The 15,281-nt window shown below is 60.3% G+C and carries 14 protein-coding genes; 12 read left to right on the top strand and 2 right to left on the bottom strand.

All coding sequences use genetic code 11. The features are described from left to right. Nucleotides 1–3 precede the first annotated feature (3 nt). The gene (locus tag ACTNBZ_RS01760) at nucleotides 4–1,158 is read left to right on the top strand and encodes a VWA domain-containing protein (protein WP_441207925.1); all 1,155 of its coding nucleotides are present in this window, start codon (nucleotides 4–6) and stop codon (nucleotides 1,156–1,158) included. Between the two features lie 77 nt (nucleotides 1,159–1,235). Here the strand turns inward: ACTNBZ_RS01760 and ACTNBZ_RS01755 are convergent, their stop codons facing one another. Beyond that, nucleotides 1,236–2,402 (bottom strand): pyridoxal phosphate-dependent aminotransferase, encoded by a 1,167-nt coding sequence (locus tag ACTNBZ_RS01755; protein WP_441207924.1) that lies wholly within the window; start codon nucleotides 2,400–2,402, stop codon nucleotides 1,236–1,238. Nucleotides 2,403–2,483: 81 nt separating this feature from the next. Between ACTNBZ_RS01755 and ACTNBZ_RS01750 the strand changes: the two genes are divergently transcribed. From ACTNBZ_RS01750 to ACTNBZ_RS01725, 6 genes are all read left to right on the top strand, one after another. Further along, nucleotides 2,484–2,897, top strand: coding sequence for a ribonuclease Z (locus ACTNBZ_RS01750; RefSeq protein ID WP_441207923.1), 414 nt, complete (start codon nucleotides 2,484–2,486; stop codon nucleotides 2,895–2,897). Further along, nucleotides 2,894–3,772 (top strand): DNA/RNA non-specific endonuclease, encoded by an 879-nt coding sequence (locus tag ACTNBZ_RS01745; protein WP_441207922.1) that lies wholly within the window; start codon nucleotides 2,894–2,896, stop codon nucleotides 3,770–3,772. The genes ACTNBZ_RS01750 and ACTNBZ_RS01745 overlap by 4 nt, the downstream gene beginning before the upstream one ends. Before the next feature lie 22 nt (nucleotides 3,773–3,794). Beyond that, complete coding sequence (locus ACTNBZ_RS01740; RefSeq protein WP_441207921.1) at nucleotides 3,795–4,430, top strand: SGNH/GDSL hydrolase family protein; 636 nt, start codon at nucleotides 3,795–3,797, stop codon at nucleotides 4,428–4,430. A 655-nt stretch (nucleotides 4,431–5,085) separates the two neighbouring features. Beyond that, nucleotides 5,086–6,432, top strand: coding sequence for a hypothetical protein (locus ACTNBZ_RS01735; protein ID WP_441207920.1), 1,347 nt, complete (start codon nucleotides 5,086–5,088; stop codon nucleotides 6,430–6,432). Further along, on the top strand, nucleotides 6,407–7,777 hold the full coding sequence (locus ACTNBZ_RS01730; RefSeq protein ID WP_441207919.1) for an MATE family efflux transporter: 1,371 nt from the start codon (nucleotides 6,407–6,409) through the stop codon (nucleotides 7,775–7,777). The genes ACTNBZ_RS01735 and ACTNBZ_RS01730 overlap by 26 nt, the downstream gene beginning before the upstream one ends. Nucleotides 7,778–7,965: 188 nt before the next feature. Then, entirely contained in the window at nucleotides 7,966–9,012 is a 1,047-nt protein-coding gene (locus ACTNBZ_RS01725) for an S-layer homology domain-containing protein (protein WP_441207918.1), read from the top strand. Nucleotides 9,013–9,217: 205 nt separating this feature from the next. On the opposite strand, the gene ACTNBZ_RS01720 is transcribed toward ACTNBZ_RS01725, so the two are convergent. Further along, nucleotides 9,218–9,865, bottom strand: a complete 648-nt coding sequence (locus tag ACTNBZ_RS01720) for a Crp/Fnr family transcriptional regulator (protein ID WP_441207917.1) — start codon at nucleotides 9,863–9,865, stop codon at nucleotides 9,218–9,220. A 135-nt stretch (nucleotides 9,866–10,000) separates the two neighbouring features. Between ACTNBZ_RS01720 and leuC the strand changes: the two genes are divergently transcribed. From leuC to ACTNBZ_RS01695, 5 genes are all read left to right on the top strand, one after another. Next, complete coding sequence (gene leuC, locus ACTNBZ_RS01715) at nucleotides 10,001–11,266, top strand: 3-isopropylmalate dehydratase large subunit (RefSeq protein WP_441207916.1); 1,266 nt, start codon at nucleotides 10,001–10,003, stop codon at nucleotides 11,264–11,266. Between the two features lie 70 nt (nucleotides 11,267–11,336). After that, complete coding sequence (locus tag ACTNBZ_RS01710) at nucleotides 11,337–11,822, top strand: 3-isopropylmalate dehydratase small subunit (RefSeq protein ID WP_441207915.1); 486 nt, start codon at nucleotides 11,337–11,339, stop codon at nucleotides 11,820–11,822. A 15-nt stretch (nucleotides 11,823–11,837) separates the two neighbouring features. Further along, nucleotides 11,838–12,920, top strand: coding sequence for a 3-isopropylmalate dehydrogenase (gene leuB, locus ACTNBZ_RS01705; RefSeq protein ID WP_441207914.1), 1,083 nt, complete (start codon nucleotides 11,838–11,840; stop codon nucleotides 12,918–12,920). Between the two features lie 150 nt (nucleotides 12,921–13,070). After that, nucleotides 13,071–13,850, top strand: coding sequence for a type III pantothenate kinase (locus ACTNBZ_RS01700; RefSeq protein ID WP_441207913.1), 780 nt, complete (start codon nucleotides 13,071–13,073; stop codon nucleotides 13,848–13,850). A 226-nt stretch (nucleotides 13,851–14,076) separates the two neighbouring features. After that, nucleotides 14,077–15,267: a pyridoxal phosphate-dependent aminotransferase gene (locus ACTNBZ_RS01695; RefSeq protein ID WP_441207912.1), complete on the top strand. Its 1,191-nt coding sequence runs from the start codon at nucleotides 14,077–14,079 to the stop codon at nucleotides 15,265–15,267. The last annotated feature ends 14 nt before the right edge of the window (nucleotides 15,268–15,281 follow it).

Here is a 15,281-nt window from a genome sequence, read left to right as displayed (position 1 = left end):
ACCGTGACGAATGAAGAACGCCTGAGCCGCTGGCGGCTCATCCTGGGTCCGGAGATCCAGTCCCAATTCCAGCAGATGGGCGGAGGGGCCCTCTCCCAGGAGGAACTCATGATGGACCAGGCCCTCTCCGCCATCTACGGCGGAGACGCCGAGAGCTTTGGCTCCGGCGGCCCGGGAGGAGGACGGGGGACCTCCGCGCCCCGGCTGGCCAAGTGGCTGGGAGACCTGCGCAGCCTGTTCGACCAGGAGATCGTGGCTGTCATCCAGAATGACGCGGTGGAGCGGAAGGGGCTCAAGCAGCTCCTTCTGGAGCCGGAGCTTCTGGAGCATCTGGAGCCCGACCTGAACCTGGCCTCCACGCTGCTGATGCTCAAGGACCATATCCCCAAGCGCTCCAAGGAGTCGGCCCGGGCCTTTATCCGCAGGATCGTGGAGGACATCGACCGCCGCCTGGAGCAGGACCTGCGCCGGTCGGTGACCGCCGCGCTCAACCGCCGGGCCCATTCGCCCCTGCCCAGTGCGCCGGCCATTGACTTCAAGTACACCATTTCCCGCAATCTGCGCCACTATGACCCTACGCTCAAGGCCATCATTCCCGAGCGGGTCTACTTTTTCGACCGGTCCAGCCGGGCCAACCGGTGGCACGTGATCCTGGACATTGACCAGAGCGGCTCCATGGGGGAGTCCATCATCTACTCCTCTATCATGGCCTGTATTCTGGCCAGCATGCAGGCGGTGCGCACCAGCGTGGTGGCCTTCGACACCCAGATCATGGACCTGACCGAGCTGTGCCAGGACCCGGTGGACCTGCTCTTCGGCTTTCAGATGGAAGGGGGCACCGATATCGCAAAATCCATCGCCTACTGCCAGACACTGGTGGAGACTCCATCCAGAACGCTGCTCTTTCTCATCTCCGATCTGGAAGAGGGGGGCAACCGTGCCGGGCTCCTGCGGCGTCTGGAGGAGCTGAAGGACTCAGGCGTCACCGTGGTGACGCTGCTGGCCATCGCCGACGGCGGCCGGCCCTACTATGACGAGACCACCGCCCGGCATATCGCTGCCATGGGCATACCCTGCTTCGCCTGCACGCCGGAGCAGCTGCCCGAGCTGCTGGAACGGGCGCTCAAAGGGCAGGAACTCACCCCCCTCCGCCGCTGAGGGTGTCCGTCCGTGCAAAAAGACAGCGCCGGCATTCCGGCCGGCGCTGCCCGTGTGGCATTATCATCCGCTTTTCATCAGCCCATCTTTCGCTTCAGGTCCCCCAGGCGCTCCAACGCCTGGTACAGCATCCCGTCCGTCTTGGCGAAGTGGAGCCGGACGATATCCTGTACGTCCTCCATGAAGAAGGATGTACCGGGCACCGCCGCCACGCCCACTCTGCGGGCCATCTCCTCGCAGAATTCCGTGTCGGTCTGCCCCTTTTTCAGATACGGGCGGATATTGGCCAGGACGAAGTAGGTCCCCTGCGGGTCGGTGTAGGGGATGCCCAGTTCCCGCAGTCCCCCGGTGAAAAGTGCTTTGCTGTGGGCGTATTGGGCGGCAAATTCCTCATAATAGCTGTCCGGCATCTCCAGACCGGCCACTGCGGCCTCCATCAGAGGAGCGGGAGCTGCCACCGAGTTGAAATCGTGATACTGTTTGATCTTGTCCATCAGATGCCGGGGCGCAATGGCGTAGCCCAGCCTCCAGCCCGTGATGGAATAGGTCTTGGACAGGGAGGAGCAGGACACCGTCCGCTCCCACATGCCGGGCATGCTGTTCATGTAGATATGCCTGTGGGGCGCGTAGCAGATGTGCTCATAGACCTCGTCCATAATGGCGTACACGTCATATTTGACGCACAGGCCGGCAATGAGCTTGAGCTCTTCCTCTGAAAAGACCTTTCCGCTGGGATTGGAGGGATTGCAGATGAGGATGGCCTTGGGATGCTGCCGGAAGGCATCCTCCAGCACGTCGGCGTCAAACAGGAAGGACGGGGGCGTCAGCGGAACAAAGACCGGCTCACACCCGGCGAACAGGATCTGGGCCCGGTAATTCTCAAAATAGGGAGAAAAGAGCACGATCCTGTCCCCGGGGTTGGTCAGGGCGAAGAGGGTGTCTACCATTGCCTCGGTGGAACCGATGGTAACTACCGTCTCAGTCTCCGGGTCCAGCGTCCGCCCCATGAAGCGCCCGCACTTTTTGGCCAGTGCCCGGCGGAAATTGGGCGCGCCCATGGTAATGGGATACTGATGGGGCCCCTCATAGCTGACCTGGGCGAGCCGGTCCAGCAGGGGCTTGGGCGGATCAAAATCCGGAAATCCCTGGGCCAGATTGATGGCGCCGCAGTCCAGCGCAATGCGGGTCATGCGGCGGATCACGGAATCGGTAAAATGCTGGGTTTTTCGGCTCAGTTCCTGCATGGAGGAACACCTCGTTTTCTTGAAATTTTTCTATTCAGCAATTTATCACTTTCTAGGACTAAAGTCAATGAAAGGAGCCGTATGCATCTTATACTTTGTATTGATGACCGGGGCGGTATGCTCTTCAACCGCCGCCGGCAGAGCCAGGACCGGGAGGTGCGCCGGGACATGCTTTCCATGGCGGACGGACATGCCCTGTGGATGAATGCCTACTCCGCCGGGCAGTTTTCCGAAGAGGAGCGGTCCCGGCTCCATGTGGCGGAGGACTTTCTGGACCGGGCAGGGGAGGAGGACTTCTGTTTTGTGGAGGATCGCCCTGCGGATCTCTGGCTGGACCGGGCCAAGTGCCTTGTGCTTTACCGCTGGAACCGGGTCTATCCCTCCGACCTGAGACTGGACCTGGCACCCGCCCTGGAGGGCCGGACTCTCCTCGCTTCCCGGGACTTTCCCGGCTATTCCCATGAAACCATTACGAAAGAGGTCTATGCCAGATGAATACCACACGTATCGTAACCTCCCTGTTTACTCTGTTCTGTCTGCTGTTCAGCGGCTGCGGGACGCTGTCTCCGGCTCCAGACGCCACAGCTTCTTCCGTCTCTCTGGAGGATATCCCGGCCTTTTCAGGCGAACCCTATGTGGTCCTCAACAACAATCAACCGGACTTTTCCGAGGAGGATCTTACCACCAATTCTTTTGAGTCCTACAGTCCGCTGGACGCGCTCAACCGCTGCGGCACGGCCTATGCCAATGTGGGTGTGGACCTGATGCCCACCGAGGCCAGAGGCAGCATCGGGCAGGTAAAGCCCACCGGCTGGCAGAGCACCAAGTACGACATCGTGGACGGCAAATACCTCTATAACCGCTGCCATCTCATTGGCTTCCAGCTCACGGGGGAGAACGCCAATGCAGAAAACCTCATCACTGGCACCCGATACATGAACGTGGACGGCATGCTCCCCTTTGAGAACCTGGTGGCCGACTACGTAAAGGAGACCGAGCACCATGTACTCTACCGGGTCACTCCCATTTTTGAGGGAGACGAGCTGGTGGCCAGAGGGGTGCAGATGGAGGCCATGAGTGTGGAGGACAAAGGCGAGGGAGTATGCTTCCACGTTTACGTCTATAACAATCAGCCCGGCGTCATCATCGACTATGCCACAGGTGAGAGCCGCCTGGACACAGATAGCGGTACTGCGGGTGACGCGCAGCCGGCGGCACATTATGTCCTCAACACCAGCTCCAAAAAGTTTCATCTGCCCGGCTGCTCCAGTGTAAAAAATATTGCCGACGGCAACCGCTCGGACTATGATGGTACCCGCCAGGAGCTGATCGACCAGGGCTATCAGCCCTGTGGGGTCTGCAAACCATAAAAGCGCAAAGGAGGAGATCAATATGACCCGCAGGCACATCGTCTGTTTCGGAGACTCCAACACCTGGGGCTACAATGCCGAGTCCGGCGGCCGCTTTGAGGATGACCAGCGGTGGACCCAGGTCATGGCCGCCGCCCTGGGACAGGATTATCTGGTAGCGGAGGAGGGGGTGTGCGGCCGTACCACCGTCTTTTCCGACCCGTTGGACCCGGGATTGCGGGGAATGGACGCTCTGCCCGTGGTCCTGATGACACATTCCCCCATCGACCTGCTGATCCTCATGCTGGGTACCAACGACTGCAAAGAGCGATTCTCCGCCTCTCCCCAGAACATTGCTGATGGGCTGGAACGCCTTATTCGGACGGCCCGGAGCTCCGATGTTTGGCGGGATGAGCCACGGATCCTGGTAGTGGCCCCCATTTATATTGATGAGCGGGTCTACGACTCTCCGGTCGCAGGGGAGATGGGGGCGTGCTGTGCCGGGAAATCCCGCGAGCTTCCCCGGCTGATGGAGCGCTGCGCCGCCCGTAACGGCTGCAGCTTCCTGAACTGCAACGACCACTGCACCGTAAATCAAGTTGATTTCATGCATTTTGACCTGAACAGCCACCGACGTTTTGGAGAAGTCATGGCCGGACAGGTCCGTGCTATGATCTGATGACGTTATGAAAAAAGCCGGACAGCAGAGTCCGGCGCATAGAGATAATTTGTGATCCCACATATAAAGCTTAATGGTTGTTTCTGTGGAGGGAGGCTGTGTTTGGCACAGTCTCCCTTTTCCGTTAGCGTCCATTCTCCATGCAGGCAGACTGCTCCCCGGTAAGGAGGTCCACCCGATCCGCAGCGGGCGGGCGGTTCCGCTTTTTCCGGTTTTCGTATTTGCCGTTATCCTGTTGTGAAAAGCGCTGAGATAAAATCACCATGGTAATTTTGGTTTTTTGCTTGCCTGTGAATATACGGTATTATATGATTCAATAGATTTGCTGAAAATGTATAGGGAACTGGCGGTAATCCGCGCAGGGACTGGTCAGAGGTGTGGGAGTATGTTTCAGAAAGAGACCATTTTGAGAAGACTGCAAAAAATTCTGTCCGGAAAGGGCAATCAACTGTTTGATAATCAGGTCTATTTTTATAATGCGATCTTCGGTATGACAAATCCAAAGACATTTCCGGAGGAACTCATAGAGTACATGGAGACAGCAGAGTGTGATGGGTCGAGGAATCGCAAAAGGCAGGACATCGAGTTATTTTTCAGAAGAGGGCTGGATAACAGCTCCAGCAACATCGGAAAGCATATCAATGACGACCCGGGTATGGGCATTCCCAAATTTCACTGTGTCCACTACGCGCAGGCGGAGCATAAAACGAATATCTGCAAGCGCCTTGCGGCGGTGATCCGATACAGCGCAAGCCATCGTGGGACCGATCAGGAGGAGCTGTTCCTTCGCCTGAAAGGGGAGCTTTCCGATGTGTCAGGGATCCTGCTGCAGGCGGAAACGGCGGACCATGTTCTGCTGGCGTCCATTCTGTATGAAATCGTGCAGGCCCATCTGGGGGAGCGGCACAGTCCCGAGCATCCCAAGCAGAAAACGGCCTTTGGAAAGGTCAATATGAAAAGGCAGATCGAGGAATACTACCTCACTTGTGACTGCTATGAGGCCACCAGTATCGATTTCTTTTTTGCCCTGCGGCGTATGGCCGGTCAAAATGTGATCGCGTCCAGCAATCTGGCAGGATTCTATTATGTTGGCATGGAATTCGTCGTGAAAAACGAGAGCGGCGGCCCCAGCGGAAAATATGTGGTGGAACGCAATCTGGAGCAGGCGGCATATTACTTCAAGCAGGCGGCGTCCAGCCAGCCGCCTTACGCGCCCGCCCTGTACTCCTACGGTTATATGCTCCTTCACGGCGAGACCGGAGAGCTGGATGCGGAGCAGCGCATGGAGGAGTCAGAGCGGTATTACCGGATGGCGGCGGCACAGAAGTTCCATCACGCCGTGAGCGGCCTGGGGGACCTGGCGCTGCTGCGGGCAGATCGTCTGCTGAAGCAGTCCGGCACTGAAGGCCGCTCTGAAGAGATCGTAAGGGAGCTGGCCGCCGCCATCGGCTATTTTGACCAGGCGGAGCGGATGGGCTCGTTTTGGGGCCCCATCAAAGCGGCGCAGTTCCTGGATGATCCTGCCTACGGACCATATAGGGAGCGGGCACTGGCAGAGGCCGGCCTGACCGGGGAACAGACTGCCCGGGCCAGATGGAAAAAGGCTGTATCCATGGGCAATGTGTTTGCCATGGACCAGCTTGCCATGCTGGACCTGCGGCTGGGGTACATAGAGGAGGCGGCCGAGATGCTGGAACAGGCGGCCGGAATGAATTATCCCAACGCGTCTTATCATCTGGCCCGATACTTCTACGAAGCAGACGGCCTCCGTCCGGACGAAAAGAAATACCGCCGTTATCTGGAAAAGTCCTCGTATGAAGGGAGCGCCAGGGCGAGCGTTGCCCTGGGCAAACTGGCGCTGTCCGACAGTGCGGCGGCGGACACAGAGGAGGAGAAAATCAGGCAGCAGAGGTTGGCCTCCGCTTGGTTTCAAAAGGCGAAGGAGCAGAATTTCAGCTGTTTTGAGAAAGATGTCTATGAGCAATTGCGGCAATACAAGTAAGCGCGGGCTGTTCAGGCTGGTGGTAAAACTCTCTCTGCCATCCATGTGGGCGCAGGTCTCATCGGTGGTCATGCAGTACATTGACTCGGCCATGCTGGGGCATCTGGGTGCTGATGCCGCGGCCGCTGTGGGTGTTGTGGCGAGTGTGACCTGGCTGTTTGGGGGGCTCTGCACCGCTTTGACAACAGGCTTTACTGTGCAGGCCGCACAGGCCAGCGGCGGGGGCGAGCATGACCATGCCAGAGGCATTATGCGGCATGGCCTCTGCATCAGTTCCGTTGCCGGGCTGTGTATGGCACTATGTGGCTTGTGGCTCAGCAGCCGCCTTCCGGTCTGGCTGGGGGCGGAGGCGTCCATACACGGGTCTGCCGCCCGGTATTTCCAGATCTATGCCATCTCTATGCCCTTTGTTCAGCTGAACGGTTATGCGGCAGGGATGCTGCAAAGCAGCGGGAATATGCGTGTGCCGGGGATGCTGACTGCCGGGATGTACGGGATGGATGTTCTGTTCAACTTCCTGCTGATCTTTCCCACCAGACGGTTGGAATGGTTCCAGCTGTCGCTGACCGTCCCCGGCGCGGGACTGGGCGTGGAGGGCGCCGCGTTGGGAACAGCCTTGTCCGAGATCATAACCGGGCTGCTGATGCTGTATATGCTCCTGGCCCGGGAGCCTGGTATGAAGCTGCGCCGGGGCGAGCTCTTTTTTGCCCCGGGACTTCGGGAGGTCCTGGGCCGGGCGTTTCGTCTTGGATCGCCCATCGCATTGGAACAGGTGGTCATGCGCTTTGCCCAGACAACGGTGGTTGGCATGATCGCGCCTCTTGGAAATGTGGCCATGGCGGCCCACTCCCTGGCCATCACGGCGGAGAGCTTTTGTTATATGCCCGCCTACGGCATCGGACTGGCCCAGGCGGCCATCACCGGACGTGAGATCGGCGCAGGGGACCGAACGCGCGCCAAACAAATGGGGTGGGCCGGGATCGGCTTTGCGGCCGCGGTCACCATCGCCCTGTCCGTGGTACTGTTTCTGTTGGCCCCGCAGCTCATGCGGATGCTGACGCCGGACCCGGAACTGATCCTCCTTGGAACGAAGATCCTTCGGATCGAGGCCTTTGCCGAACTGCTGTACGGCACGCAGCTGGTGTGCGCCGGCATCCTGCAGGGCCGGGGAGACACCCTGGCGTCCAGTACGCTGGTGCTGGGGAGCCTCTGGCTGGTTCGGGTGCCGCTGACCATGCTGCTGATCGGACCACTGGGACTGGCAGGCGCCTGGCTGGCCATGAGCGCCGAGCTGTGTGTGCGGGGCGTGTTGTTCCTGCTGCGCTTTCAGTTTTCAAAACGCTGATCTCACCATGGTAAGATGGGGCGTGATTCCCAAAAAGCGATTTCAAGTATGATAGACTATTCGCATGCGCGGATAGTCTATTATTTTTTTCGCATGGACCCTTCAGCTCAGATGGGAGGTGAGGACATGCCGGCTGAGGGACAAATCAGATCTTAAAACCCTAAACACTTTAAGGAGAGGAATTTAAAATGAAAAAACGGTTGCTTGGCATGCTGCTGTGCTGCATTATGATGATCGGAATGCTGCCGGTATCGGCGGCCGCGGCGTCAGAGGAACGCACCTGCACCCTGACGGCAGACGACAGTAACGCCGCCTGCGGCTGGTTGACCGGAAAAATCGAAGTAAGTACGATAGACACTGTTCCTTTTATCGGCACCGACTCTACCGACACTTATTCTCTTTACACTGCCGATGCCGGCGTTACACTGACTGTCGCTGAAGACCTGGTGGGCAGTGATTACCGTTACACCTACTCCGCCTGCCTGATCAGGCGCGACTTTGCTGACGACGGCTCAGTCGACTGGACCCACCTGGAGGACTACGAAGGCAACCCCCAGGTCTTCACAGCCGCTGACGGCGCAGTCAAGCTGTCCGACGGAGCGTACTGTCTGGAGATCAACTGTGAAAAGACTCCCCTGATTGCCCCCGCAGGCAGCGCCGCATCCTACACGCCCGTCCGTGTCTTTTTGCGGGTCGGCCTGGGTAAGAATATCGTTAACCCCTTTACTGATGTCCCCGCCGGCAGTTATTTCTGCACGCCGGTTCTGTGGGCGGTCGACAAGGGGATCACCAGTGGTACGTCCGCTTCGACCTTCTCGCCTGATGACACCTGTACCCGCAGCCAAATCATTACCTTCCTCTATCGCGCCGCTGGATGTCCCCTCCCGAAGGAGGAAACAGAGATCATCGATGTGCCTGCCGCTGCCTACTACTACATGGCTGTCCAGTGGGCTGCCGAAAACGGAATGTTTGAGGGTAACCACTTCCAGCCGGACGCCCCCTGTACCCGCCAGATGGCCGTTGATTTCATGTGGAAGGCCAATGGAAGCCCCAGATGTGAGATCAGCATTCCCTTTGCTGATATCGACTCCGACCAGAAGGCGCCTGTCGCATGGGCCCTCCAGCTTGGCATCACCGCGGGTACATCCAAAAGCACCTTCTCTCCAAACGATGCCTGCACCCGCGGCCAGATCGTCACCTTCCTCTTCCGTGCACTGCCTTCCAATCATTACTAACTCTATATGAAAGGATTTCAGCGCAACACTGTAACCGTAACCGATGCCTGAAATCAAGAATCTGGCCGGATATTTCATTTGTAGGGAAATCATAAAAAGACGCGGCGGGAGATCCCCGCTGCGTCTTTTTATCGTGTCTCCGTATGCGGTTTTCCCGGTCACTTCATGCGCTTCCGACAGGACCGTTTTTCGGCCTTTTACTGCCTCAGAGGGATCTGCCGTCCCCGCAGGCCTCGCCGCCGGCGGCCACCAGCCGCTCCAATCCGCTCCGGTCCAGCAGGCGCACCGAGCGGTAGCCGGTCTCCAGCCAACCCAGGCGGGCGAATTCACTCAGCGCCCGGCTCACCGTCACCCGGCTGACCCCCACCGACGCGCCGATCTCCTCGTGGGTGCAGGAGAGTGTCCCGTCGGGTTGGGGAGTGAGGGAGAGCAGATGCCGGGCCACACGCTGGTCGGCCCGTAGGAAGCTTCCGTCCACGTGGCCGGACAGGAGCCGCACTGTCCGGGCCAGATACTCCAGCATGGCAATGGCCAGGTCCGGATGACCGGCAAAGACCGCCTGGAGCCGCTGCCGGTCCACCGCCGCCAGGGAGCAGGGGGTCACCGCTACCGCCGAGGAAACCCGGGGCTGCCGGTCGAAGAAGGCGGCCTCGCCGATCAGATCTCCGGCCTGGTGCATGGTCAGGATACGCTCCTCGCCGGACTCGGCGCTGAGGAAGCACTTGACGGTGCCCTTCAGGATGTAGTAGAACTGGTCTGCCTCAGTGTCCTGAAGATAGATCATCTGTCCCGGAGAAAAGAGCAGGGGAGTCTGTCCCTCCGCCAGCGGGGCCCATACGCCGTGTTCACTCATTGTATCGCCTCCCTGAGCTGTGTTTCTCGTCATACAAGTAGCTGTTTTCAAATTATTGTATCATATGTTACATTCTTTTGACAAGGTAAATGTCATAATAGAGCCACTAACGGAACAAATGGAGGGATCATTTCTATGGGAATGACTATGACCCAAAAAATCCTGGCCAAACATGCCGTCCTGGACCGGGTGGAGGCCGGCCAGCTCATCGAGGGCAGGCTGGATCTGGTGCTGGGCAACGACATCACCGCCCCTGTGGCCATCACTGAGTTTGACAAGGCCGGGCTGACCGAGATCTTCGACAAAGATAAGATCGCTATCATCCTGGACCACTCCACTCCCTGCAAGGACATCCAGTCCGCCCGCCTCTGCTCCCAGGCCCGGGACTTTGCCAAGCGCTTTTCCATCACCAACTTCTATGACGTGGGCCAGATGGGCGTGGAGCATGCCCTAATCCCCGAGAAGGGCCTGGCCGCCCCCGGCGAGGTCATCATCGGCGCCGACTCCCACACCTGTACTTACGGCGCACTGGGTGCCTTCTCCACCGGCGTGGGCTCCACCGACATGGCCGCCGGCATGGCCACTGGCCTCTCCTGGTTCAAGGTGCCCTCCGCCATCAAGGTCACGCTGAAGGGCGAGCTCCAGCCCTATGTCTCGGGCAAGGACGTGATGCTCCATCTGATCGGTACCATCGGCGTGGACGGTGCGCTGTATAAATCCCTGGAATTCGGCGGCGAGGGCGTGGCCCAGCTGACCATGGATGACCGCTTCACCATTGCCAACATGGCCATCGAGGCGGGCGCCAAGAACGGTATTTTCCCTGTGGACGACAAGACCCGGGCCTATCTGGACGGCCGCGTTACCCGGGCTTGGGAGGCCGTGGAGCCCGATGCCGACGCCGTATACGACCGCGAGGTGGTCATCGACCTGAGCGCGCTCAAGCCCACCGTGGCCCTGCCCCATCTGCCCTCCAACACCCGCACCGTGGACGAGGTGGCGGGTACCCCCATTCAGCAGGTGGTCATCGGCTCCTGCACCAACGGCCGGCTGGACGACCTGCGCCGTGCCGCCGAGATCCTGAAGGGCCGAAAGGTGGCCCCCGGCGTGCGCTGCATCGTGTTCCCCGCCACCCAGCAGATCATGCTGGACGCCATGGCCGAGGGGCTCATCAACATCTTCATCGAAGCGGGCGCCGCCGTGTCCACCCCCACCTGCGGCCCCTGCCTGGGCGGCCACATGGGCGTCCTCTCCGACGGTGAGCGGGCCATCTCCACCACCAACCGGAACTTCGTGGGCCGCATGGGCCCCGTCAGCTCCGAGATCATCCTGGCCAGCCCCGCCGTGGCGGCGGCCTCCGCGGTGGCCGGCTGCGTGGCCAACCCCCAGTCCCTGATGGGCTGATCCGCCCCACACCAATATCGCCAGCGGACGGAGATTCTCCGCCCGCCGGCCGGAAAGGAAGGAAACAACCATGAAGGTCTATAAATACGGCGACAACGTGGATACCGACGTGATCATCCCCGCCCGCCATCTGAACAATCCCGATCCCAAGGCCCTGGCCTCCCACTGTATGGAGGATATCGACGCCTCCTTCGCCTCCACCGTTGAGCCCGGCGACATCATCGTGGGCGGCGCCAACTTCGGCTGCGGCTCCTCCCGGGAGCACGCGCCCCTGTCCATCAAGGCCTGCGGCGTGAAGTGCGTCATCGCAGCCTCCTTCGCCCGCATCTTCTACCGCAACGCCATCAACATCGGCTTCCCCATCATGGAGTGCCCCCAGGCCGCTGCCGAGATCCAGGCCGGCGACCAGGTCAGCGTGGATTTCCAGACCGGCGTCATCGTGGATGAGACCACCGGCAAGCAGTATCAGGCCGCGCCCTTCCCGGCCTTTGTCAACGGCATCATCGACAACGGCGGCCTGCTCAAGTCCCTCAAGGCCCGGGGCGTTGCGAAATAAGGGAGGTCTGTCATCATGAATTATAAGATCGCGCTCATCAAGGGAGACGGCATTGGCCCCGAGGTAGTGGGGGAGGCCGTCAAGGTCCTGGAGGCCGTGGGCAAGAAGTTCGGCCATACCTTTATCTATGAAGATGTGCTCATGGGCGGCTGCGCCACCGACGCGGTGGGGAAGAGCTACCCCGACGGCACCGCCGAAAAGTGCCGCGCCTGCGACGCCGTGCTCCTGGGCGCGGTGGGCGGCCCCAAGTGGGGCTCCGACAAGCCCGCCGAGCAGCGGCCCGAGACCGCGCTGCTGGCCATCCGCAAGGACCTGGGCCTCTACGCCAACCTGCGCCCCGCCGCCCTCCGGCCTGCCATGGCCGACGCCTGCCCCCTGAAGAAAGAGACTGCCGAGAAGGGCATCGACCTGATGATGGTGCGGGAGCTTACCGGCGGCATCTACTTCGGCCAGCGGGAGCGGTACGAGACCCCTGACCGCGGTGTAGAGTGCGCCGACCGCATGGCTTACTCCGAGCAGGAGATCGAGCGCATCGGCCGCCGGGCATTCGAGCTGGCCCGTCTGCGCCGCAAGAAGGTGTCCAGCGTGGACAAGGCCAACGTGCTGGAGACCAGCCGCCTGTGGCGCTCTGTGATGCACCGCCTGGCCGCTGAGTACCCCGACGTGGCCTACGAGGATGTGCTGGTGGACAACTGCGCCATGCAGCTGGTCCGGGACCCCGGCCAGTTCGACGTGGTGGTCACCGAGAACATGTTCGGCGACATTCTCTCCGATGAGGCCAGCATGGTCACCGGCTCCATCGGCCTGTTGCCCTCGGCCTCCATCGGCGACACCGCCCCCGGCCTGTACGAGCCCATCCACGGCTCTGCTCCCGACATCGCCGGCCAGGACAAGGCCAACCCCATTGCCACCATCCTGTCCGTGGCCATGATGATGCGCTATTCCTTCCACCTGGCTGATGAGGCAAACGCCATCGAGGCCGCAGTGGACGGCGTGCTGGCCGATGGCTGGCGCACTGCCGACATCGCCGAGCCCGGCGTGACTCCCATCGGCACCGTGGAGATGGGCAAGCTCATCTGCGAGAAGCTGCTGGGCTGATCCTGTTCCGCACCCAAAGAGCGCCGCCCTGTCAGAGGGGCGGCGCTCTCTTTTCTCCCGCGCCGGACTTGCCTTTGAAAAAGAAGGATGTTACAATCAAGTCCAGACAGCTTCGCTAATTGGAGCGGGACGGAGAGGGAAGTGGGAACTATGGTCCTGACCATCGACATAGGCAATTCCAGCACCACAGTGGGACTGTTCGGCGGGGAAGAGCTGGCTTTCCGCTCTGTCCTGCCCACCTGCAAGAGCGCGACCCAGGACCTTTGGGCCATCCAGCTTCTGGACGTGTTCCGGCTCCACCAGGCGGATATCCGTACTGTCACCGGCACCATCATCTCCAGTGTGGTGCCCCCGGTCACTGCGGCCATCTGCGGTGCGGTGCAGTTCGTCACCGGCTGCAAACCCATGGTGATGGGCCCCGGCGTCAGGACCGGCCTGAACATCAAATCCGACCTCCATGCCCAACTGGGCAGCGACATCGTGGCCTTCTCGGTGGCCGCCATCAGCAAGTACCCCTCGCCCCTGATCGTCATCGACATGGGGACCGCCGTCACCATGTCCCTGCTGCAGGACAACCTCTATGAGGGGTGCATCATCATGCCCGGCGTGCGCCTGGCGGTGGAGGCGCTCTCCCGGGAGGCGGCCGCGCTGCCCCATATCTCCATCGAGCCGCCTGCCTCCATCCTGGGCCACAACACGGTGGATGCCATGCGCTCCGGCGTGGTGTACGGCAACGCCAGCATGGTGGACGGCATGATCGGCCGGATCGAGGAGGCTTGCGGCCCTGTAGAAACAGTAGTGGCCACCGGCGCCGCCGCCCCCGAGGTGCTGGCCCAGTGCCGGCGGCCCATCATCTATGACGCTGATCTGCTGCTCAGCGGCCTCTATCTGATCTACCAAAAGAATTCCGCCCCCCGGCAGAAAAGGTGATCGCCCTGTTTTCACGCGCTCTCCCGCCGGGATGCAGGTCATACAAAAAACGCCTCCTGTGTTTTTGTGAAAAAAGCACAGGAGGCTTTCTTTTTCGGGCACAAATTCGGCCTGGTCTTGTTGAAAAGCGCAAATTTTTGAAAGTCATTTGAATCAGACTTGCATTTTTGGCTTTCACCGCATATAATGATGACTACACTGAGTTCACGTTTGGAGGAGATCTACTGTGAAAGAGCTGTCCAGAATCGCCGAGGCTGTCCAGGCCTCCACCACTATGGCAATTGACGCCCTGTTCAAACAGATGAAGGCTGACGGTGTCGACGTCATCGGCTTTGGCGCCGGCGAGCCCGATTTCAGCACCCCTGATGAGATTAAGGCGGTAGGCATCTCCGCCATTGATAATAATATCACCCGCTACACCCCCGCCGCCGGCACGGTAGAGCTGCGCAAGGCCGTGTGTGAGCGCATGAAGGCCGACTGCGGCGTGGAGTACAAGCCCAACCAGGTGGTAGCCACCAGCGGCGCCAAGCACGCCGTGTATCTGGCGCTCCGCGCGCTGGTCAATCCCGGTGACGAAGTCATCCTGCCCGCCCCTTACTGGGTCAGCTACATCGAGCTCATCAAGATCATGGGCGGCGTGCCCGTGGTGGTCACCGCCACCGAGGCTGAGCACTTTAAGCTCACCGCCGAGAAGCTCGCTGCCGCCATCACCCCCAAGACCAAGGCCATCATCCTCAACAACCCCTCCAACCCCACCGGCATGATGTACAACGAGGCCGAGCTCCGCGCCATCGCCGATGTGTGCGTCAAGAATGACATCTATGTGGTCTGCGACGAGATCTATTACGGCCTTGTTTATGACGGACAGAAGTTCACCAGCTTCCCGTCCCTCAGCCCCGAGGTGAAGGACCTGACCATCCTCATCAACGGCGTCTCCAAGTCCTACGCCATGACCGGCTGGCGCATCGGCTACGCCTGCGCCAATGACAGGATCGCCAAGGTCATGGCCAACTATGTCAGCCACTCCACCGGTTCCGCCTGCGCTATCTCCCAGAAAGCCTCCGCTTTCGCCCTCACCGCGCCCCAGGACAAGATCGAGGAGATGCGCAAGGCCTTCGAGGAGCGCCGCAACTACATCGTGGAGCGGATGAATTCCATCCCTGGCGTCAGCTGCATCAAGCCCGAGGGCGCTTTCTACGTGATGATGAACCTGGAGCAGCTCATCGGCAAGACCATCCAGGGCGTGGAGATCACCAATGACGACGTGTTTGCCGACGCTTTCCTGAAGAAGGGCCTGGTGGCTGTGGTCCCCGGCTCCGGTTTCGGTGCCCCCAACTTCGTCCGCTGGTCCTACGCCACCTCTATGGAGAACATCAAAGAGGGTCTGGACCGCCTGGAGAAGTTCCTGCAGGGTTAATTTTCGAGATAAAA

It is taken from the genome of Pseudoflavonifractor sp. HCP28S3_F10 (assembly GCF_052065415.1).
In the GTDB taxonomy this organism is placed as follows: Bacteria; Bacillota; Clostridia; order Oscillospirales; family Oscillospiraceae; genus Pseudoflavonifractor_A.
Note: the sequence above shows the minus strand (reverse complement) of the source record. Positions and strands in the feature narration are given on the sequence as shown.